This window comes from Limosilactobacillus sp. DJ3M12 (assembly GCF_947381695.1).
GTDB lineage: Bacteria > Bacillota > Bacilli > Lactobacillales > Lactobacillaceae > Limosilactobacillus > Limosilactobacillus kinnaridis.
In genome coordinates, this window is sequence record NZ_CANCWY010000010.1 from 36,062 (window position 1) to 57,812 (window position 21,751).

Here is a 21,751-nt window from a genome sequence, read left to right on the forward strand (position 1 = left end):
CTGTATTATAATAAAAGCGGTTACACATAGCCATGGAATATTAAATAATTAAGTGAGGAATACAAAATGTTAACGGCACATGTAGTTTATGCCACAATGACTGGCAATAATGAGGAAGTTGCAAATATTGTTTGTGATAGTTTAACGAATTTAAACGTAAAAGTGATTGAGTCAGAGATTTCTCAGACGGATGTTACTGAGTTTGCTAAGGCCGACATTTTAGTTGTATGCGCATATACATATGACGAAGGCGCAATGCCCGAAGAGGGACTAGATTTTTATGATGACCTCCAGGAAACTGATTTGACGGGCAAGGTTTATGGAGTTGCGGGCTCAGGCGATAAATTCTATGGTGAATATTTTAATACAACCGTTGATCACTTTGATGAAGCATTTAAAAAAGCAGGGGCAACATCAGGGGCTGAAAAAGTGAAGATCGATTTAGAGCCTTATGAAGAAGATATTGAACGCTTAAATACATTTGCAAAAGGATTGGTTGAAACTGCAACTAAGTAAGTAGTTTGAAAGGAATGGTTATAATGGCAAGAGTTGGGGTATTAATTGGTAGCTTAAGTAAAGATTCATACAGTCGAAAGGTAGCTGATTATTTTACTGCTCTTCCTACTAGTCTTGAGTTTGTAGAGTTGAATTACTCAATTTTACCGTTCTATAATCCGGATTTAGAAAAAAAGCCGCCAATCGAATGGCAAGCTTTTAGAAAAGCAACAGATAGTGTTGACGCATTACTGATTGTGACACAAGAGTATAATTATTCGATTCCAGGGGGATTGAAAAACGCATTAGATGTTCTTTCAGTTCCTTCGCCCAATCAGCATTTGATGGGAAAGCCAGTATTAGCAATGACTGATTCTGCAGGCGAAAAAGGCGGTATTATTGCTAATGCGCACCTTCACCAGGTATTACGGTACTTGGGGATGAGGGTAATGAATTGTACAATTGCGATTGGTAATGTTCAATCAGTCTTCAAGGATGGCCGTAATCATGATGTAAAACTCGCAAGCCGTTTAGCTCAGGATATTAAAGATTTTGCCAAATTTATTGGTGAGAGTAACTTGCCATATCAAGCATGTATTGATATGGGGCATAATTTCTGCTATTCGCCAAATGAATTGGCATTATTAGATGGTTCAGGAACTAAGATTGCGACAATCACATTGGATAATTCAGAGAGAAAAACGGTAGTGATTAAGGAAGTTACAGTGGCTCCTGAATATCGCGGTCAAGGACTCGCAAATAAGATAATGACAACGCTAATGTGGCTTGTTGAAGGAGCAGATCGCCAAGTAAAGGCTAATTGTTCATTTGCTAAAAGCTATTTAGAGACACATCCGCAATTTCAAAATATTTTTGTAAAGTAAAAGAGAAACTACACTCAGATTGATTAATTCTGAAGTGTAATTTCTCTTTTTTTGTGGGCTAATGAAACACGTCTTTACTGTTGCGGTAGAGTACATCCTGTTGTTGATCAAGGTAGTTGGCATATCGGGCAGCTGCAAAGAAGTAATCAGAAAGGCGATTAATGAAGGTCAGCACGTCTTGGTTTATTTCCTCTTCCTGCATCAATAGAACAATACGTCTTTCTGCGCGGCGAGTAGTTGTTCGCGCAACATGTAGCGCTGAAGCTACTTGACTGCCGCCCGGAAGGATGAATTTTTTAACTGCTGGCACCGTTTCTGTATAAGTGTCAATCTTTTGTTCAAGCCAAGCTGTCGGTTCTTTTTGATGAAATTCAAATGAATGTCGTTCATCTTCAGCAGGAGTTGCTAAATCGTGCCCGCAATCGAATAGCAGCTGTTGTATTTCTTCTAATTCATTAGATAGCTTTGCTGTTTGTGGGGTTAAAAGCGATCTGGTATAGCCAACCCACGAATTAAGCTCGTCGATTTCTCCATATGCCTCAACACGTGGATCGCTTTTGAAGAGGATTTGCTTTCCGATGATCCTTGTTTGACCTTTGTCGCCATTCTTGGTGTAGATTTTCATTTGACATAATCCTTTCATCATTTTGCCCTAATTTTACTACTTAAACAATAATGAATTAACTCATTTTACAATAGTCGTCTAAATAATACTAAAAGCAGTTAAAAAACTCAAAAAAATAATGCTATCACATCGAAATTAAATAGTAGTTAACGCAAATTGCAAAAATATACTAATGGCTTTGCAAAAAAAGACAAAAATGGGGACTGCAAGAAACTAATAATAATTTTTTATTAACTAATCCAAATATGATTAATCTTTCTTTGTCATATCTGTTGTTAACTATTGAACTTGTGAAACTAACATCGTAATCTAATAAGCGTATAAGAAAGCGTTTGCTATAGAACTGGCGGTGGTATTGTGAGCAAGATTCATCATGGCGGAAATGTTGAGGAAATTGCGGAAAAATTGAATGTTCCCATGGAGGAAATTAAGGATTTTAGCGCAAACATTAATCCACTCGGCTTCCCTTCGGATCTTTGGAATGTATTAGTTCAATCATTTGCTAACATTGAAGTTTATCCTAACCCTAAGTACCCGGAACTAAAAAAGGCGATTGCACAGCATCTGGGGATAAATTCAGATGACGTATTTGTAGGAAATGGTGCAACAGAAATATTAGACGAAACAATTAGGGCTGAAAAAGCAACTGATGCCTTGGTCTTAGCACCAACTTTTGGTGAATATGAACGGTTGTTTGAGCGGATCGGAGTAAAGACGCACCATTATTATTTGCAAGAAGAAAATAATTTTGCGTTAGAAATAAATGAACTTATTGACTTATTAAAAACTCATCATGAAATAACGGTTATTTGTTTAACCAGCCCTAATAACCCAACCGGTCAGATGATTTCCCTAAAGGATCTACGGAAGCTTGCTGATTTTTGTAACAAGCATCATCGGCTACTAATCTTAGACGAATCATTTATAGATTTGACAATTGATGAGCAACCAAGCTTTGTCAATGAGTTAACGGACCAGGATAGAGTATATATTGTTCGTGCGGCAACTAAATTTTTTGCAATACCTGGATTACGGTTAGGCTATGGAATTACAAAAAATGCCAAGCTTAAAACTTTGCTGAAGATTCAAGAAAATACATGGTCAGTTAATGGAATTGCCGATGTGTTTGGTCAAAATATGTTTAGAGCTAAAAAGTATATTGAATTAACCCATCAATGGCTAGATGTACAGCAACCAGCACTATATGATGCACTTAAAAAGATTCCAGCAATAAAAGTTTTTCCTAGCATTACTAATTTCTTCTTATTCAAATGTACTGAGCCTGATTTACGAGAGAAATTGATAAGACAGCGAATTTTGATTCGACAGTGCGACGATTATGAGGGACTTGGAGCACAATATTACCGAGTGGCAGTGAAAGGTCCCCAGGATAATGTATTGCTTGTGAATACGCTAAAGAAAATTTTAGGGCGTGATGAACGATGAAAAAAGTTTTGATTGCAGGGGTAACAAGTGGCTCAGGCAAAACGACAGCAGTTCTTGGAATCTTAAAAGCACTGAACGACCAGTATAAAATTCAATCATACAAGGTTGGACCTGATTATGTTGATACAAAATTTCATACTAGAATAACTAAACGTCCCGCACGTAATCTTGATAATTATCTCGTGCCCGAACCAGCAACGTTAAATTATTTATTCACGGCTGGTACAAAAGGAATTGATTTAGGAATTGTTGAAGGTGTTATGGGATTATACGACGGGCTAGGAACTGATAAGGATGCTTATTCGACAGCCAGTATCGCTAAGCAGTTAAATATTCCGGTCATTTTAGTAATTAACGCGCGTGCTACTTCAACATCAGCTGCAGCAATCTTAAAGGGCTTTATTGAGTTTGATCCTGCTGTACCGATAAAGGGAGTCATTATTAATAATGTAATGAGCAAAAATCATTATGAACTGATTGCAGGAGCGATTCATCGATACTTGAACTTACCGGTTTTAGGTTACCTACCGCATAATGAAGCATTGAGTTTGCCATCACGCCAATTAGGATTAGTCCCAGATGATGAGTTGCCAAATATTGATAAAAAAATCTCATTAATAGCGGAAGAAGTTAAGAAACATGTTGATCTTGAGCAATTGGTTGAAATTGCAAGTCCGCTTACTAGGGTTGATAGTGATCCGTTTTCAGGAATAAAGGTAAAGCTTCGGTTAGGAATTGCTAAAGATAAGGCATTTAACTTTTACTATGCGGATAACTTAAGCTTGCTTAAAAAAGCAGGCGTTGAATTAGTTCCGTTTAGCCCTCTTAAAGACAAGAAGCTTCCCAATGTGGACGCTTTGTATATTGGCGGTGGCTACCCAGAAGAGTTTGCTGCACAACTGGCCGCAAATACGGCAATGAAAAACGAAATAATGGCATTTTCTCAAGCCCGAAAGCCAATTTATGCTGAATGTGGTGGCCTAATGTACTTGGGAAAAACATTACGAGAAGAGAATAAGACTTACTCAATGGTTGGGGTTTTTGATGGCGAGAGTCAAATGACCTCGCGTTTAAAGAAATTTGGCTATTGTGTTGCATATCCTAAACAAGATTGCTTGCTAGGAAACGCAGCCCAAAAGATCATTGGACATGAATTCCACCATTCTACGTTTATACCCCTAGATAAGAATCTAACTTCAGTTCTTAATATGCAGAAAATTCGGGACAACAAAATAGTGGATACATGGGATGGCGGATATCAAGTAAGAAGAACGTTTGCAAGCTATCTCCATGTTCATTTCTATCAAAATCGGCAATTATTCATTCAATTTTTGCGAAACTTAGGAGCTGAGGTGCAATGAACATTGTAATTATGGTGTTGCTTGCGTTTATCCTCGATCTTTTAATTGGTGATCCCCATCCTTGGCCACACCCGGTAAAAGCAATTGGACGATTAATCGCAGTGTTAACAAAGAAGTTTAATAAGCCAGAGTATTCTAGGAAAAAGCGTAAATATTTAGGCGTAGCAACATGGCTGATTACGGTTGGTGGCACTGGACTTGTAGCCTATATTGTAATGCGGTTAGCGATGTTTAATTACTATTTATACATGATTGTGGGGACATACTTAAGCTACACTTGTTTGTCTGCTCGGCAATTAGCAATTGAAGCAGAAAAGATAATGAAAAGTCTTAAGCAGGGAAACCTCAAAAAAGCGCGTTACCAAGTAGGGATGATTGTTGGTCGTGATACCGAGAATTTAAGTGCTGAAGAAGTTACTAAAGCAACAATTGAGACAGTTGCCGAAAATACGAGTGACGGTGTGGTCGCCCCGCTGTTATTTTTAGTTATCGGCGGGCCGGTTCTCGGATTAATGTATAAAGCAATCAACACGCTGGATTCGATGGTTGGATATAGAAATGAAAAGTATCGGGATTTTGGTGAATTTTCCGCTAAGGTGGATGACATCGCAAACTACATCCCAGCCCGATTAACGTGGCTTTTCCTAATAATCAGCAGTTGGGTGCTTCGTGATGATACTAGCGAAGCGGTTGCAGTTGGTAAAAGAGATTGTGAGAAGCACTTAAGTCCCAATAGCGCATTTAGTGAGGCAGTAGTAGCAGGAGCACTTCATCTTCAGCTGGGTGGCCCGCACTATTACTTTGGCGAGTTAGTAAAAAAGCCATATATTGGAAATAATCATCTAGTAGTTGCGGCTAACTGGCATTTAAGGCGGACGATTACGATGTTATATATGGCATCATTGCTTAGCTTAGGATGTTTTGAACTTATTAGATTATTAATTGTTTGGAAGTGAGAAGGATGGAAAAAGAAAGTTATATTACAATTCCCCATCAAATAACCGATAAGAGTTTTCAAATTATTCAAGAAGAGATTGAAAAGATAGACCCTGATTATCGATTTGAGAATCCGTTACAAGAAGCAGTAATCAAACGGGCAATTCATACAACTGCTGATTTTGATTATTTAAGGAATTTGAAGTTTACCCATAATGTATTGGAAAAAATAAAAGGTGTCTTGATGAATCGGGGAGTTATCTATACTGATACTACCATGGCATTGTCGGGAATTAATAAGCGGCGATTGGATAAACTTGGTGTGAGCTATCATTGTTTGATTCGTGATCCTCAAGTTATCGAAATGGCTAAAGAGAAGGGGATTACTCGTTCGATGGCCGCTGTTGAAGTAGCAGCTAATGATTCACGACAAAAAATATTTATTATCGGGAACGCACCAACTGCCCTTTGCAAAATCATTGAGATGGTCAATGAAAATCAATTGGAAACAGCAGCCGTAATTGGTGTACCGGTTGGTTTTGTTGAAGCAACTGAGAGTAAGCAGGCACTGTATGAATCAAATATTCCGGCAATTGTAGCACTCGGTAGAAAGGGTGGAAGTAATCTGGCTGCGGCACTGATTAATGCCGTGATGTACAACATGGATATTGAAAAGTTAGGTGATGAATATGGCCGTCACACCAAACAATAATTCAGAAGATAATTACGTTTACTATAACGGGCGTAAACTGCGGAAAGGATTTACAACCGGAACAACGGCGACTGCAGCAACAGTAGCGGCAATTAGGACGTTGCTAAATCAGGAGCCGCAAGAGACGGTAACAGTACATGCGGCTAATGGTAAAATAGCAATTTTTGATGTTGAACAAACAGATTTTGACGAACAACAAGCAAGCTGTGCGATAAAAAAGGATGGCGGCGATGACCAGGATGCAACTGATGGCACGTTGATCTTTGCAACGGTAAAGTTACGTGACGATAATGAGATTCATCTTGATGGCGGTAAAGGCGTTGGGAGGGTAACTAAAGAAGGCCTTGCCAATAAGCCCGGAATGCCAGCCATAAACCCAACACCACGGCGGGTTATCAAGGCTGCGGCACGTGAAGAATTAGGTGAGAAGCGCGGCGTAGATATCGTTATTTCGGTTCCAGAAGGCGAAAGAATAGCAAAGCTTACCTATAATCCGCGGTTAGGAATCGTTGGTGGCATTTCGATTTTAGGAACAAGCGGTGTTGTTACTCCGATGTCTGAATCGAGTTGGAAACACTCAATTTCAATTGAGATGAATATTCATAGAAAACGTGGCGATAACACTATTGTATTAGTTCCAGGAAACTATGGTGAGGACTTCGCCAAGGATGAGCTTGGGATCCCGAATGCCAAGATCGTACAGATGAGTAACTTTGTTGGTTATGTTTTACATGAAACTCAGCGGCTTGGTTTTACTAAAGTGCTAATTGTTGGAGACTTAGGGAAAATGATTAAAGTTGCTGGCGGAATTTTTTCTACTCATAGTAAAGATGCGGATGCTCGCGCTGAAATAATGGTTGCTAACCTTGCTTTAATGGGTGGCGTGCCAACAGCATTTTTACGAAAGATTAACCAGTGTTTAACAACAATTTCAATGATTAAAATGATTGATGAAGCCGGTTATCAAGACGTATACCAGATGATTGCCGATAAGATTAAGCTGCGTGCAGAAAAATTACTTGCCCATCGTGAACCACACGTTGAAATTGATGCAGTAATATTTTCTCGTGAGAGCGGCTTCTTAGCTGCAAGCAAACCGTTTCAGGAGATCAAGGGTGAGTGGCAATGATTACAGTATTAGGAATCGGTCCAGGTGATCAAGAATACATGCTGCAAGGAACACACAAATATCTAGCCCAAGCGGATGTGGTGATTGGTTCATCACGACAATTGGCTATTTTTTCAGATATGGCGGAAAAACACATGAAACTACCTCGGTTAGCTGAATTAAAAGATTACTTAGAAGCTAATCCACAAAAGAATATAGTGTTGCTTGCGTCAGGTGACCCGCTCTTATATGGTATTGGAACCTGGGTAAAGAACCAATTGGGTAGTCAGAATATCAAAATTGTTCCGGGGATTAGTTCAGTTCAATATATGTTTCACCAATTACAAATATCGATGAATGACTGTTACCTAACGAGTAGTCATGGTCGTACGCCAGACTTTGATTTCTTGTTAAAACATCCGAAAGTGGGAATGGTAACTGATAAGGTAATTGGCCCCTACGAAATAGGTCAGGAAATAAAAAAACGTGGTCTCCATCGAATTATTTACGTGGGGGAGAAGCTTAGCTATCCTGATGAACAAATAACTAAGTATGATGAGCAAACGATTGAGAATCGTGATTATGAGATGAATGTGGTGATTATTACCAATGCGTGATGATGAGTTCTTAAGAAATAAGGTACCGATGACTAAATCAGAGGTACGGGCAATTAGTATTGACAAACTAGATTTAAGCAATAAGAAATCGATGTTAGATGTTGGTGCAGGAACTGGGAGTATTAGTATTCAAGCTGCCCGTGAATTTAAACAATTAGCTGTAACGGCAGTTGAAATGAATCCAGATGGTATCGATATCATTCAGCAAAATATAAATAAATTTGGCTTGAATAATATCAAATTAGTTCAGGGTACCGCTCCAGCAGATATACCAGACCAAAAATATGATGCAATCTTTGTTGGCGGTAGCGGTACACACCTTAATGAAATTATTCGTTTTGCAAGCACTCATTTAAATGAAGGCGGTGCAATTGGCTTGAACTTTATTTTGTTTGAGAATGCAATGCAGGTTGAAAAATTATTACAAGATAATGGATTTAAGGAGATTGAATTAATTGAAGTCGGTGTTTTGCGCTGGCATAAATTAGGCAAAGGACATTTCTTTAAGCCGAATAATCCAACAATTATTGTGAGCGCACAAAAGTAGAAAGGATGATAAAAATGGCAATTGTAAGTTTTGTAGGTGCAGGTCCTGGTGAAACAGACTTAATTACGTTAAAGGGATATAAATTATTATCTGAGGCTGATGTAGTAATTTACGCCGGTTCATTAATTAACACAGACTTACTAGATTATTGCAAAGATGGTGCTGAAAAGTATGATAGTGCCAAAATGACCTTAGACGATATCGTTGATCGAATGGAAGAATCAGTAAAAAACGGTAAATCAGTCGTACGGCTACAAACTGGTGATTTTTCAATTTATGGGTCAATTCGTGAACAAATTGAAGAAATGAAAAAACGCGGAATAAAATATCAATGTGTTCCTGGGGTCAGTTCATTTCTTGGTGCAGCTTCAAGCATGGGTGTTGAGTATACAGTCCCAGAAGTTGCGCAGAGTGTCATTATTACAAGAATGGCGGGACGTACGCCGGTACCAGAAGGCGAATCGCTTAAATCATTAGCTCAGCACCAAACCTCAATGGTAATTTTCCTTTCTGTTCAGGGAATTAGAAAAGTAGTTGAACAACTTGAGGAAGGCGGATACCCATCAGATACGCCAGCTGCAGTTATTTATAAAGCAACCTGGCCTGATGAAAAAGTTGTGCGCGGAACACTAGCAGATATAGCTGAAAAGGTCCATGACGCTGATATTCGCCGGACTGCATTGATTATGGTTGGAAAGTTCCTTGGGGATGAATACAATTACTCACACCTTTATGATGCAGGCTTTAGTACAATGTTCCGTAAAAAGAGTAAGTAAAAATGAAACGGTTTGTGATCATAGCGTTAACAGCAGGTGGTGCGAAAACTGCCCGTCAATTGCAAGAACACTTACAAGAACAGTCATATCATACGGAAGTCGTCTTACCACAACGGTTAGCTCAAGGGAAAGAAAATTATTATCCTAAGGGCGAATTTACAGCGACGATGCATCGACTATTTAAACAGTATGATTGTGTTATTTGCATAATGGCAACGGGGATTGTAGTCCGTTCATTGGCAGCAGTAATTGTTGATAAGACGGTAGATCCTGCTGTTATCGTAATGGACGAGCAGGCTAACAGCGTAATTAGTCTTCTTTCAGGACACGTTGGCGGAGCAAATCAATGGACAAGATTAATTGCTAGGTTAACAGGAGCAACCCCGGTTATTACAACTGCAACAGATACGGAAAAGGTTCAATCACTTGATATTTTGGCAAAACGAGTTAATGGTTGGTACCCAAATTTTAAAGAAAACACGAAAAAAATAAACCGATTATTAGCTGAAGGTAACAAGGTTGAACTATATATTGAACCCTACTTACGACACTATGTAAAGCAGTTCGATGGATTTGAAGTATTAACAAAGATAAATGAGTATCAAGATGGGGTGCCGTTAGTTATCGTTTCAGATCGCTCTGGATTCGCTAAAAATAAAGATGCTATCCACGTTATTCCGCGGGTTAATGTCCTTGGGATTGGGTGTCGGAAGAATGTCACTAATGAGATGATGCAACAAACATTTGCTGAATTTTGCGCAAAACATCATTTATTATGGGAATCAATTGTAAAGATAGCCTCAATTGATATTAAAAAGAACGAACCGGCAATTCAATATTTAGCTCAGGTGTTTAATATTCAAGTGGAGTTCTACTCGGCTCACGAATTGGAGCACGCAAGCGTTAATTATCCTGAGTCGGCTTTTGTCCTAAAGACGGTTGGAGTTGGAAATGTTGCTTGTGCAGCTGCTGATTATGCGAGCGGTGAGCGAAACGCTACAGAAAGATATGCTAACCACGAAGTAACAATAGCACTTAGTCGGTTACACGAGATATAGGAGGAAATAAGATGTTATATGTAGTTGGATTAGGACCAGGATCAAAAGAGTTGATGACAGAAGAAGCACGCCAGGTAATTGAAAATACTCATACAATTGTCGGCTATGCCACTTATGTCCGTTTAATTGAAGACATGATTGAAGGCAAGGAATTAGTTGTTACTGGAATGCGTGGTGAGATTGAACGGTGTAAAAAAGCGCTTGAAATTGCAGCAACAGGAAAAGATGTTGCAATTATTTCAAGTGGTGATGCTGGTATTTATGGGATGGCAGGACTAGTTCTTGAATTAGCTGGCAAGATGGATACCCATGTCGATGTCAAAGTGATTCCTGGTGTAACTGCAAGTATTGCAGCAGCAGCTCATCTTGGCGCACCATTGATGAATGATTTTTGTCACATTAGTTTGAGTGATCTAATGACACCGTGGGATGTAATTACAGAACGAGTCGATGCAGCAGCTAAGGCTGACTTTGTAATTTGCCTTTATAATCCACGTAGTAAAGGTCGTCCACACCATCTTCGTAAGGCTTTAGATATTATTCTCAAGTATAAGTCGCCTGATACTGTTGTTGGAATTGGTAAAGATGTTGCTCGGCCAAAAGAGATTGATAAGGTTACAACGATTAAAGATCTTGATGAAACTGAAATTAATATGACTTCAATTGTCATCGTTGGTAATAAAAATACATATGTTGAAGATGGCAGAATGATTACTCCACGAGGTTATACCTTATGATTCTTTTATTGGGTGGAACTACAGAAAGCTTAGCCGTTGCGGATGAATTGACTAAACATAAGGTTCCGTTTGTCTTATCGGTTATTAGTGATTATGGTGCGGAACTGGCCCGCCGTCATGCTAAAAACATTGTTGAAACAACATTTACTGATGAAAGTCTGTTAAGTTTTTGCCACGATAACCAAATCAGCTTCATTCTTGACGCTACTCATCCTTTTGCCCGAGTCATTTCACAACTAGCAATGGACAAGGCAAATGAACTCCAAATACCTTATTTGCGTTATGAACGCCAGAATATTTACAGCAAAAACGCCAAATTAAAAATGGTGGACTCATTAGAAGAAGCTTGTGAGTATTTAAGGACGGTAAAGGGGAACGTTTACTTATCAACTGGAAGTAAAACGGCACCGGAATATGCGGAAAAATTGGGCGTTGACCGATTACACGTCAGGGTCTTACCAACAACCCGCGTAATGGAGAATTTAACTGCAGCGGGGTTTATTGCATCTCAAATTGACGCGATTCAAGGCCCCTTTACAGTAGCATTAAATTATGAATTATTTAAGCGTGCCAATTCAGTTGTGGTTGTTACAAAAGAAAGCGGGCGCCAAGGCGGAATTCAGGAAAAAATTGCCGCATGTGAACAATTACAAATTCCGTGTATTATTATTCGTCGACCGCAATTAAATTATCCTGCGGTAGTTGCTGATTTGAGCGAGCTAAAAGAGTATTTGGAGGAAAATTATGAGTGGTAGAGTAACGCTCCTCGGTGCAGGTCCTGGGAATCCTGAACTATTAACATTAATCGGTAAACGGCGGCTGGGAGAGGCTGACGTAGTATTATATGATCGGTTAATTGATCCATCATTATTATCATTTACAAATGATGATGCGGCCCTAGTTGATGTTGGGAAAATGCCTCTGCGCCATAAAGTGAAGCAGTCCCAAATCAATGAGATGTTAGTTGATTATGCAAACTCAGGGAAAAAAGTGGTTCGGTTAAAAGCTGGCGACCCATATGTCTTTGGTCGTGGTGGCGAAGAGGCTCAGATACTACAACAGCAGGGAATTAATTTTGAAATTATTCCTGGAATTACTAGTGCTATTGCTGGGTTAGCGGCTGCTGGGATTCCGATTACCCATCGTGATTTTGCGTCGAGCTTCCACGTGATTACGGGACATCATAAAAAGGATGGGCAGCAACTCGACTGGGAAAACATCGCTAACCAAGAAGGAACGCTTGTTTTCTTGATGGGGATGGCGCAACTGCCTAATATATGTCATCAATTGATAGCACATGGAAAAGCGATGGAAACCCCTGTTGCAATTATTCAGTGGGCAACACAATGGCGACAAAAAATGGTCAGTGGTAACCTTTCAAACATTGTGGAATTGGTGAATAAAAACGGGTTATCATCACCAGCACTAATAGTAGTAGGGAATGTTGTTAAGCTTAGTAAGCAGTTGAATGTTGCTAAGCCGCTTGCAGGAATCCATGTATTAGTACCATATAGTAAGAGGCAGCGATTATTTAACTGCTTGGAAGATTTAGGCGCAACTGCGGACTTTTATCAGCGATCAATAGTGAAATCCGTCCCAGCTAAGTTACCTGTTCTTGATTCATATTCGTCAATCCTATTTGATGATTATCTTGCTTATAAAGAATTTATTAAATTACTTACAGCAAGCAAAAAAGATATTCGCGCATTGGTAGGTAAAAAGATTCTTGCAGGTAATCAAAGTGTTGCCAACCATCTTGCAACACAGGGGTTGTTGGTAGATGAAGTTGTTACAACGACCAAACTTTCTGATGATGTACTTGAAGTTGGCGGTCAAAATTCGTCTTATTCACATAAAGAATTTCTTAGTCTCTACCAACGAAAAGAACAAACACATGAGTTGCCGTTTGACCTTGCAGAATTTAATGCAGTGATTTTCCCTAGCACTGCTAGTCTACGGGATTTTAAGAGTACGTTAAATGAAGAGCAGTTTAAGCAATTAAAGGACCTAACAGCCTTTGTGATGGGACAATCCATTTATGATCTTGCAACGCAGAATGGTTTTAAAAAAGTAATCAATTGTCAGCCAAATATCAAAGCAACAATTGAGCAGGTAAAGGAGGAGTTAGCAAGTGAATAAAAAAGCAATATTAGCAGTAAGCTTCGGGACAACATATCCGGAAACCCGTGAAAAAACAATTGGAGCTACGGAAAAGAAAATTAGTAAAGAGTTTCCTGATTATGATGTATTCCGCGCTTTTACATCAACGATTGTTCGGAAACGTATCTATAAAAATGAAGGAATCAAAGTTGATAGTATCCAAGAAGCATTAGATAAATTAAGAGCGCAGGGTTATGAAGAAGTTTACTTGCAATCTTTGCATATTATTCCGGGAATTGAATACCAATTAGTCCAAAATGCTATTGATAATTATTCACCACAATTTGAGAAACTTGTTGCTACTCCGCCATTGCTTGATAAATTTGCGGACTATGAACAGCTAGTTAATTTTCTGGAAAAACAAAGCGCATATTTACCATCAGGAAAAGCTATCTTATGGATGGGACATGGAACAGCTCATAGTGCCTTTACAACTTATGCTTGCTTAGACCACATGCTTGCAGGAACAAAAAGCTATGTTGGGGCTGTGGAAAGCTATCCTGACGTTCATGATGAAATTAAGCGGCTAAAACACGCAAAGGTTGAGAAAGTATATATGCAGCCATTGATGATGGTGGCAGGAAATCACGCCCATAATGATATGGCATCAGATCAGCCGAACTCTTGGAAGACGGTCCTAAAAGAAAATGACATTGTTGGTCATCCTGTATTAAAGGGATTGGGTGAGTATGAAGAAATTCAAGAAATGTTTATTGCTAAATTACGAACGACAATTGAGAGGGGATGAATTAGGTGGCAAGTTTTTATGGAATTGGTGTTGGTCCTGGAGATAGTGAATTATTGACTGTTAAAGCAATCAATACGATCAAGAATTTAGATGTTTTGTATGTACCGCAAGCGCATAAGGGAAGTAAAAGTGTTGCAGAAAGAATTGCAACCCCATATCTGCCAGCAACATTAGCAATAAAGAAGCGCCATTTTCCAATGGTAAAAGATTGGGATACTAAGATGGAGAGTTGGCGTAAGATTGCGGATGAAATTAAAGATGATGTGCAACAAGGAAACAATGTTGGTTTCCTTACACTAGGGGATCCATCCGTTTACAGTACTTTTAGTTACCTTGCCGACATATTGATACCAGTCATTGATGTTCAAACAATCGCTGGAATTTCATCATTTAGCCAAATTGCAGCTAGCTTATCAATTCCATTAATGCTGGATGAGGAATCGCTAGAAGTGGTCCCTGCAACGGCCGATAAGGAAAAGTTAGCAAAGGTAATTGACCTAAATGATAATGTTGTCATTATGAAAATTGCCACTAATTTTAAGAAAGTTTATCAAATCCTCAAAGAAAGAAAGTTATTAGATAAAACCGTTATTGTCGAAAATGCATCAATGGCTAATCAAAGGGTGCAACGGTTAACAGAATATTCAGCAGACGACCAGCTACCGTATTTTTCAACCGCGTTATTAAAGAAAAAAGAGGCATAATTATGGGAGTATTGAAAAAATATCGGAAATTTATGTTATTTTTAGCAATTGGTTTTATTTATACCCTTGCTTATCCGATGACAGCTCACGCAATGCATATCATGGAAGGAATGCTGCCGCCTAAGTGGTGTATTTTCTGGTTTGTTGTATCCGCACCATTCTTCATTTATGGATTATATCGAATGCACAAGATCGTCAATTCAGATATTCCTAATGCTAAGGTTATGTTAGCGCTTTGTGGAGCTTTTGTTTTTGTTCTCTCGTCATTAAAACTGCCGTCAGTTACTGGTTCATGTTCTCACCCGACAGGTGTTGGGTTAGGAACAGTAATGTTTGGCCCAGGTGTTATGTCTGTTTTGGGTGTTATTGTGCTATTATTCCAGGCTTTATTGTTAGCTCATGGTGGATTAACTACTCTTGGAGCTAATGAATTTTCGATGACCATTGTTGGACCAATAGTTGGGTATGCTGTTTGGAAACTTTGTCGAGCAATGAAGGTTAGACGGTCTATATCATTATTCCTTTGTGCAATGTTTGCGGATTGGTCAACATATGTAACAACTGCCTTTCAATTAGCAATTGTTTTTCCAGATCCAAACGGTGGTGTTGGAGCAGCACTTGTCAAGTTCCTCGGAATTTATGCCGTAACACAAATTCCATTAGCGATTGCTGAAGGCTTATTAACGGTTATTGTTTACAACTTAGTAATCAGTAATGATCTTTGGAAGGAGTCGGCTTTACAATGAAGAAGCGAACAAAGACTAACATCATCTTATTGATCTGTGTTATATTGCTGGTTCTGATTCCATTTATTTTTGTTAAGGGTGAGTACGGAGGTAGTGATGACCAAGGGACTGAACAAATAAAGAAGTTTGATCCCCATTATAAGGTGTGGGCACAACCCGTTTGGACACCACCATCGGGCGAGATTGAAAGCCTCCTTTTTACCGTTCAAGGTTCTTTAGGGACAGGAGTTATTTGTTACTTTATTGGTGTAGCGCATGGCAAGAAAAAAGCGAGAGAAAATTCTAAGAATAATGGGAAGCAACAAGTCACAGGTAAGTAATTAAGAAGAAGGCGGTGACTATTTCATGCTGAGTATTGATAAATATGCTTATGAAAATCGAATTGTTAACTGGTCACCAAAACTTAAGGCTTTATTATGGCTTGGCGGAATTATTCTTGCTTTTCAACCAATTCAATGGCTGAAATTAGCAGTTTTGGTAGTAGTTGCAGCAATTACGATTTATGTGACAAAGGTATCTTTTAGGCGCTATCTTAGCTGGTTTTATGCAATTATTCCCTTTGTCCTTTTAAGTATTATTGGAATTGTAGTGACGGTTTCTCCGCAACGAAGCGCGCTAATTTGGCCAATAAAATTTGGAAGCGTCTATATTGGGATGGCAAAGGTTATGATGCCAAAAGCTGGGCAAATGGCGTTGCAGTGTATGACGGCAATTGTTTGCACTTATTGGTTTGCATTAACAACACCGTTTATTCAGATTTTGCAGGTATTCAAAGCAGCGAGGTTTCCTCGTGTTATGATTGAGGTTACGATGCTAATGTATCGCTTTATCTTTATCTTTGTTGATGCATTCGATCAAATTCATCGAGCACAAAAACTACGATTCGGATATGATTCCTTTGGACTAATGATTCATTCATCTGGTATTTTAGCGAAGATGCTTTTTGAACAAGTTATTATTAACTATGAAATGATGACAAAAGCATTAGATGCTAAATTATATGATGGAGAATTTTATATCTAGGAGGATGCAATGATTGAATTAAAACACCTTAGCTACAGTTATGACGATAGGGTAAAAATTCTCGATGATATTTCATTAAAGATTGGTGCAGATAATCATAAAGTAATTGGCTTTATGGGTCACAATGGTGCGGGTAAATCAACCCTTTTTCTTAATTTAGTTGGTGAACTAAAGCCGACTAGCGGAGAAATATTAATTGATGGAGAACCTGTAGAATATTCCAAAAAAGGACTACGTAAACTGCGGCGGAAAATAGGAATTGTTTTTCAAAATTCAGATCAGCAAATTTTTTATTCAATTGTTAAAGACGATGTTGTTTTTGCACTGCATAATCTTAAAGTTCCTAGCGAAGAAATAAATAAACGAGTAGAAAAAGTATTAAGTGAACTTGATATTCTACCATTAAAGGAACGACCAATTCAGTATTTAAGCGGCGGTCAGAAAAAAAGAGTTGCGATTGCTGGAATGATGGTAATTGGTTCAGAATGGATCCTGCTTGATGAGCCAACGTCCGGCCTTGATCCGGATGGTCGAATTAGAATGCAAAAACTGATTCAAAAATTAGTAAATAACGGACAGCGAATAATCTTATCAAGCCATGACATGGACTTCATGTATGAAACCTGTGACTACTTCTATTTATTAGGAAAAGGGAAGATTTTAAAGCAGGGAGATAAGCAAACCGTCTTTGATGATGAACAATTATTGCGGGAAAATAAGCTTGACCAGCCGTGGCTAGTAAAAATTCACCAGAAACTGGGCTTGCCATTATACGATAGTGAGCAAGAATTATTTGCGATTGAAGGAAAACATAACTGATTTTGGCGAAACCGGATATTAATACACAAGTTGATGGGGCAGATACAGTTTACTCCATCGGTACATAATTTTATTAAGCTTATGGAGGAATGATCATGTCAGCACAGTCCATAATGTTTCAGGGAACAGCATCAGATGCCGGAAAAAGTTGGTTAGTTGCAGCTGTTTGTCGAATATTATCTAATCAAGGAAAAAAAGTTGTTCCATTTAAATCACAGAACATGGCGTTGAATTCATTTATTACTGATATTGGTGATGAAATGGGACGGGCACAAGTCTATCAAGCGGAAGCAGCACGGGTAAAACCAGATGTGCGGATGAACCCAATACTGCTTAAGCCATCAACCGATAAAGATTCGCAAGTAATTGTAATGGGCAAAGTACTTGCTGACATGGATGCTGCAAGCTACTACAAGTTTAAGCCACAATTAATTCCCCAGATAATGGAAGCATATGAAGGACTTGCAAGTGAAAATGATGCGGTAATTTTAGAAGGAGCCGGCAGTCCTGCTGAAATTAATTTAAACGATAATGATATCGTTAATATGGGGATGGCCCGAATGGTTGATGCCCCTGTAATTCTTGTTGCCGACATTGACAAAGGCGGCGTATTTGCTTCTATTTACGGAACCATTAAATTAATGCCGCTAGAAGATCAGCGACGGATTAAAGGGATTATTATTAATAAGTTCCGGGGCGATAAAAGTTTACTTGAACCGGGGAACAAGATGATTGAAAAATTAACGGGAGTACCTGTTATTGGTGTCTTACCGATGAGTGACATCGATATTGATGAGGAAGATAGTGTTTCATTAACTCGGAAGTCGCGTCAAAAAGAAGCGGGGAAAGCATTGGACGTTGCTGTGATTGATCTTGATAAAATTTCTAATTTTACCGATGTTCATAGTCTTGAAATCCAACCGGACGTATCTGTTCGTTACGTTGTAAAAGCAGACGAATTAGGTACGCCAGACCTTCTAATTCTCCCTGGAAGCAAGAATACAAATGAGGACCTTGCTGCTCTTAAAAAGAATGGGCTATATGAAGAAATTTTACGAGCACACCAAGATGGTAGTAAGGTGGTTGGTATTTGTGGCGGTTATCAAATCCTTGGTCGAAAACTTTATGATCCCGAAGCAATTGAATCACCAATTAAGGAACAAGCAGGTTTGGGGCTGCTTGACACGGAAACAACCTTTAACGAGCAAAAGACAACAACACAGGCCGTTGCCAAAAGAAAGAATTATACATTAAAGGGTTACGAAATTCATATGGGGACTACTAAATTAGGCCTAAATGCAACGCCTTTCTCTGTTATTTATACGACTAACGGTCAATCAGAGTCGCGGGAAGACGGGGCGGTTAGTAGCGATGGAACCGTAATGGGGACTTATCTTCATGGAATTTTCGATAATCCTTATTGGACGCGCCATTTTTTGAATAAGATTAGGACAAGTAAGGGTTTAGCGCCACTTGTTAACACTAATGTTTCGATTAGCGATTATAAAGATCAGCAATATGAGAAACTTGCTCAATTATTTGAACAAAATGTTGATATGGAAAAGTTTGAACAGATTTTGCATGATTCAACAAAAAGTAAAGGGTGATTAAGATGATGGAAGCACCATATCCGATTATTTTAAATTTGGCAAAAAAAAACGTAGCAGTAATTGGTGGCGGAAAAGTTGCCCATCGTAAAATTAAGAAATTGCTCTTGGCTGGTGTAGTACCGACAGTTATTAGTCCTGAGTTAGTTGCGAATATTGATCAAGCTAAGATTAACTGGATTCAGGATATTTATCGGCGGAAATATGTTGAAGAGATGGATATTATTATCGCATGTACAAATGACGCGCAGGTTAACGACCGTGTCAAAGCGGAGGCAACACATTTTCAATTAGTAAATAATACTAGTGATAAAACTAATTCTGATTTTTATAATTTAGCAACACTTAGCTCAGATGATATGTTTATCAGTATTTCGACAATGGGAAAATCACCCAGTGTTGCTAAAAAAATGAAAAATGAGATTAAAGAATGGGTTAGTAAGAGATTTCATAAGGAGTTTGAATAAGAATGTATTTGATGTGTGTGAGTTTGAATTATCATCAATTACCAATTGAATTACGAGAGAAATTTTCTTTTTCAGCTGACGAGATTCCCAAAGCTAATAGGTTGCTTAATGCGGAAAAGAGTATTTTAGAAAACTTGTTGATTTCAACCTGTAATCGGACTGAAATTTATGCGGTAGTGGACCAGGTTCATACGGGTCGCTATTACATTAAACGTTTTTTGGCGGAGTGGTTCCATTATACGGTAGAAGAATTTAATCAGTATGTTTCAATTACCACCAAGGATGATGCTGCAAGTCATCTTTTCCGAGTAATTGTGGGGCTGGATTCTTTAATTAAAGGTGAGCCGCAGATCCTGGGACAGATGAAAAATGCATTTCAAGTTGCAACAGATCAAGGAACAACCGGAGTAATATTGAATCATCTGTTTCGGCAGGCAATTACATTCTCTAAAAGAATGCATACAGAGTATCGGGTAAGTGAACTGGCTCAGTCTTCTAGTCAAGCAGGATTACATCAAATTAAAAGCGATTTTGGTTCATTAGAAGGTAAGAGTTTGGCGGTAATTGGGTTAGGACATATTGGTAAACATACTGCTTATAATGCTAGTAACATGGGCTTTAGTAAAGTTTTACTATTGAACCGCACAGACCAGAAAGCTAAACAGATTGCTAACGAGTTGCAAGGGGTAGTGGAAGCACGACCATTTAGCCGGTTAGATTCAGTGATGGCAGAGGTTGATGCTGCTGTTTTTGCTGCTTCAGTAAAAGAGCCACTATATCGGGTAACCGATGATCGTCAGCAAGTGATTGTTGATTTGGGTGTTCCACGAAATGTCGCCTATGATAGTGAATCCGTCAATTACTATGATATCGATAATTTGCACTCAATATTAGAAACGAATGACACCAAGAAAAATCAAATGTTAAATCAAATTGCTAAAGAAATTCCCCTTGAAGTTAACAACTTTTATGTTTGGGAAAAGCAATTGCATATTGTTCCTGTAATTAGAGGGCTTCGTGAGCATTCATTAAAAATTGAAGGAGAAGCATATGATAGTCTTCTACGTAAATTACCAGAATTAAATGCCCATGAACGTAAAGTAATTAGTAAGCATATGAAGAGTATCATTAACCAGATGATTAAGGGACCAATCAAAGAGATCAAAGAGTTATCAGTAACGCCAGGAGCGACATCGGATATTGACTTTTTCTGTAAAATCTTTGGGATGGACAATTTAAAGGTGGAGAATCAAGAAAATGACAGATAAAGTAATTGTTGGTAGTCGGAAAAGTAAGCTGGCAATGGCGCAAACCAAGCTAGTGATTGCATCGCTTAAGGAACTTTTTCCGACAACACAATTTGAAATTAAGAATGTTATTACTGAGGGCGATCGTAATCAGCAAGCAAGCCTAGCTAAAATTGGCGGTAAGGGTGTTTTTGTAAAAGAGATTGAAGAAGAGTTAAAAAATTGTACCATTGATTTTGCTGTTCATAGTCTTAAGGATGTAATGCCGGTACTGCCTGATGAATTAACACTTGGCGCCTTCCCTAAACGAGTATCACCGTTTGATTGTTTGGTGAGCCGTCAAGAATTCACCAGTCTTGATGCTCTTCCACACGGTGCCCGAATTGGTACTAATAGTTTGCGCCGTCAGGGTCAGTTATTGAATGTTCGACCTGATTTAAAAATTATACCGATTAGGGGTAATATAGACACTAGGCTAAAGAAAATAGACACAGAAAATCTTGCCGGAGTTGTCTTAGCTGAGGCAGGGCTAGACCGCTTGAGTATTGACTTAAGCAGCTATCATCAGCTATCACTAAAAGATATTATTGTTCCAGCTGTTGGGCAGGGATGTTTAGCAATTGAATGTAGGAAGGCGGATGAAAGAGTACGCAAAATGCTTGATCAGATTAATGATCCGCAATCGGCAAAGTGTATTCATATCGAACGAGAATTCATGCGTGAGTTAGGAGGAAGCTGTAATTTCCCAATTGGTGGGCATGCTTACTTACAGGACCAGCAGATTGTTTTTGACGGGTTAATAGCATCCCCTAATGGTGAACACTTAATTAAAGAAGTAGCAGTTCCTGCCAATAAGCCTGGAGTCGGCAAGGTGGTTGCTGATCAGTTATTGGCTAAGGATAATTTTGGAATTATTGAAGGAGATTAG

The 21,751-nt window shown here is 38.7% G+C and carries 25 protein-coding genes; 24 read left to right on the forward strand and 1 reads right to left on the reverse strand.

The window, feature by feature from the left end:
• Positions 1 to 66 precede the first annotated feature (66 nt).
• Both QOS06_RS06575 and QOS06_RS06580 read left to right on the forward strand, forming a co-directional pair.
• A complete protein-coding gene (locus tag QOS06_RS06575; protein ID WP_003669920.1) occupies positions 67 to 516 on the forward strand; it encodes a flavodoxin in 450 nt (149 codons plus the stop codon).
• Between the two features lie 23 nt (positions 517 to 539).
• Entirely contained in the window at positions 540 to 1,379 is an 840-nt protein-coding gene (locus QOS06_RS06580; protein ID WP_164480655.1) for a GNAT family N-acetyltransferase, read from the forward strand.
• A gap of 58 nt (positions 1,380 to 1,437) precedes the next feature.
• On the opposite strand, the gene QOS06_RS06585 is transcribed toward QOS06_RS06580, so the two are convergent.
• On the reverse strand, positions 1,438 to 2,004 hold the full coding sequence (locus QOS06_RS06585; RefSeq protein ID WP_003675157.1) for a cob(I)yrinic acid a,c-diamide adenosyltransferase: 567 nt from the start codon (positions 2,002 to 2,004) through the stop codon (positions 1,438 to 1,440).
• 357 nt (positions 2,005 to 2,361) lie between these two features.
• Here QOS06_RS06585 and QOS06_RS06590 point away from each other — a divergent pair, with 357 nt between their 5' ends.
• The 22 genes from QOS06_RS06590 (at position 2,362) to hemC (ending at position 21,751) form a co-directional block, all read left to right on the forward strand.
• Positions 2,362 to 3,450, forward strand: coding sequence for a pyridoxal phosphate-dependent aminotransferase (locus QOS06_RS06590; RefSeq protein ID WP_085680286.1), 1,089 nt, complete (start codon positions 2,362 to 2,364; stop codon positions 3,448 to 3,450).
• Positions 3,447 to 4,811: a cobyrinic acid a,c-diamide synthase CobB gene (locus QOS06_RS06595; RefSeq protein WP_085680288.1), complete on the forward strand. Its 1,365-nt coding sequence runs from the start codon at positions 3,447 to 3,449 to the stop codon at positions 4,809 to 4,811. Before QOS06_RS06590 ends, QOS06_RS06595 begins: the two co-directional genes overlap by 4 nt.
• Entirely contained in the window at positions 4,808 to 5,767 is a 960-nt protein-coding gene (cbiB, locus tag QOS06_RS06600; protein WP_152742919.1) for an adenosylcobinamide-phosphate synthase CbiB, read from the forward strand. Before QOS06_RS06595 ends, cbiB begins: the two co-directional genes overlap by 4 nt.
• Positions 5,768 to 5,772: 5 nt before the next feature.
• On the forward strand, positions 5,773 to 6,459 hold the full coding sequence (locus QOS06_RS06605; protein WP_003675149.1) for a cobalt-precorrin-8 methylmutase: 687 nt from the start codon (positions 5,773 to 5,775) through the stop codon (positions 6,457 to 6,459).
• Positions 6,437 to 7,588 (forward strand): cobalt-precorrin-5B (C(1))-methyltransferase CbiD, encoded by a 1,152-nt coding sequence (gene cbiD / locus QOS06_RS06610; protein WP_152717653.1) that lies wholly within the window; start codon positions 6,437 to 6,439, stop codon positions 7,586 to 7,588. Before QOS06_RS06605 ends, cbiD begins: the two co-directional genes overlap by 23 nt.
• A complete protein-coding gene (locus QOS06_RS06615; RefSeq protein WP_003669929.1) occupies positions 7,585 to 8,184 on the forward strand; it encodes a cobalt-precorrin-7 (C(5))-methyltransferase in 600 nt (199 codons plus the stop codon). The genes cbiD and QOS06_RS06615 overlap by 4 nt, the downstream gene beginning before the upstream one ends.
• Positions 8,177 to 8,731, forward strand: coding sequence for a decarboxylating cobalt-precorrin-6B (C(15))-methyltransferase (locus QOS06_RS06620; RefSeq protein ID WP_003669930.1), 555 nt, complete (start codon positions 8,177 to 8,179; stop codon positions 8,729 to 8,731). The genes QOS06_RS06615 and QOS06_RS06620 overlap by 8 nt, the downstream gene beginning before the upstream one ends.
• A gap of 14 nt (positions 8,732 to 8,745) precedes the next feature.
• Entirely contained in the window at positions 8,746 to 9,507 is a 762-nt protein-coding gene (locus QOS06_RS06625) for a cobalt-precorrin-4 methyltransferase (protein WP_035159597.1), read from the forward strand.
• A gap of 2 nt (positions 9,508 to 9,509) precedes the next feature.
• Entirely contained in the window at positions 9,510 to 10,565 is a 1,056-nt protein-coding gene (locus QOS06_RS06630) for a cobalt-precorrin 5A hydrolase (protein ID WP_229397975.1), read from the forward strand.
• 11 nt (positions 10,566 to 10,576) lie between these two features.
• Positions 10,577 to 11,302 carry a precorrin-3B C(17)-methyltransferase gene (gene cobJ / locus QOS06_RS06635; RefSeq protein WP_003669934.1) on the forward strand — a complete coding sequence of 242 codons (726 nt, stop codon included), beginning with the start codon at positions 10,577 to 10,579 and terminating at the stop codon, positions 11,300 to 11,302.
• A complete protein-coding gene (gene cobK, locus QOS06_RS06640; protein ID WP_003675135.1) occupies positions 11,299 to 12,057 on the forward strand; it encodes a precorrin-6A reductase in 759 nt (252 codons plus the stop codon). The genes cobJ and cobK overlap by 4 nt, the downstream gene beginning before the upstream one ends.
• A complete protein-coding gene (gene cobA / locus QOS06_RS06645) occupies positions 12,047 to 13,441 on the forward strand; it encodes a uroporphyrinogen-III C-methyltransferase (RefSeq protein ID WP_152709430.1) in 1,395 nt (464 codons plus the stop codon). Before cobK ends, cobA begins: the two co-directional genes overlap by 11 nt.
• Positions 13,434 to 14,210 carry a sirohydrochlorin cobaltochelatase gene (locus QOS06_RS06650; protein WP_229396487.1) on the forward strand — a complete coding sequence of 259 codons (777 nt, stop codon included), beginning with the start codon at positions 13,434 to 13,436 and terminating at the stop codon, positions 14,208 to 14,210. The genes cobA and QOS06_RS06650 overlap by 8 nt, the downstream gene beginning before the upstream one ends.
• A 5-nt stretch (positions 14,211 to 14,215) precedes the next feature.
• Positions 14,216 to 14,914, forward strand: coding sequence for a cobalt-factor II C(20)-methyltransferase (locus QOS06_RS06655; protein ID WP_003669941.1), 699 nt, complete (start codon positions 14,216 to 14,218; stop codon positions 14,912 to 14,914).
• Positions 14,914 to 15,660, forward strand: coding sequence for an energy-coupling factor ABC transporter permease (locus QOS06_RS06660; RefSeq protein WP_229396489.1), 747 nt, complete (start codon positions 14,914 to 14,916; stop codon positions 15,658 to 15,660). Before QOS06_RS06655 ends, QOS06_RS06660 begins: the two co-directional genes overlap by 1 nt.
• Positions 15,657 to 15,980, forward strand: coding sequence for an energy-coupling factor ABC transporter substrate-binding protein (locus QOS06_RS06665; RefSeq protein WP_003669943.1), 324 nt, complete (start codon positions 15,657 to 15,659; stop codon positions 15,978 to 15,980). The genes QOS06_RS06660 and QOS06_RS06665 overlap by 4 nt, the downstream gene beginning before the upstream one ends.
• Before the next feature lie 25 nt (positions 15,981 to 16,005).
• Entirely contained in the window at positions 16,006 to 16,683 is a 678-nt protein-coding gene (gene cbiQ / locus QOS06_RS06670) for a cobalt ECF transporter T component CbiQ (protein ID WP_229397973.1), read from the forward strand.
• 9 nt (positions 16,684 to 16,692) lie between these two features.
• The gene (locus QOS06_RS06675) at positions 16,693 to 17,502 is read left to right on the forward strand and encodes an energy-coupling factor ABC transporter ATP-binding protein (RefSeq protein ID WP_283595681.1); all 810 of its coding nucleotides are present in this window, start codon (positions 16,693 to 16,695) and stop codon (positions 17,500 to 17,502) included.
• 95 nt (positions 17,503 to 17,597) lie between these two features.
• Positions 17,598 to 19,109, forward strand: a complete 1,512-nt coding sequence (locus QOS06_RS06680; RefSeq protein WP_003669946.1) for a cobyric acid synthase — start codon at positions 17,598 to 17,600, stop codon at positions 19,107 to 19,109.
• Between the two features lie 8 nt (positions 19,110 to 19,117).
• Positions 19,118 to 19,576 (forward strand): precorrin-2 dehydrogenase/sirohydrochlorin ferrochelatase family protein, encoded by a 459-nt coding sequence (locus QOS06_RS06685; protein WP_035159600.1) that lies wholly within the window; start codon positions 19,118 to 19,120, stop codon positions 19,574 to 19,576.
• A 2-nt stretch (positions 19,577 to 19,578) separates the two neighbouring features.
• Positions 19,579 to 20,844: a glutamyl-tRNA reductase gene (hemA, locus tag QOS06_RS06690; RefSeq protein ID WP_003675129.1), complete on the forward strand. Its 1,266-nt coding sequence runs from the start codon at positions 19,579 to 19,581 to the stop codon at positions 20,842 to 20,844.
• A complete protein-coding gene (gene hemC, locus QOS06_RS06695) occupies positions 20,834 to 21,751 on the forward strand; it encodes a hydroxymethylbilane synthase (RefSeq protein ID WP_003669949.1) in 918 nt (305 codons plus the stop codon). Before hemA ends, hemC begins: the two co-directional genes overlap by 11 nt.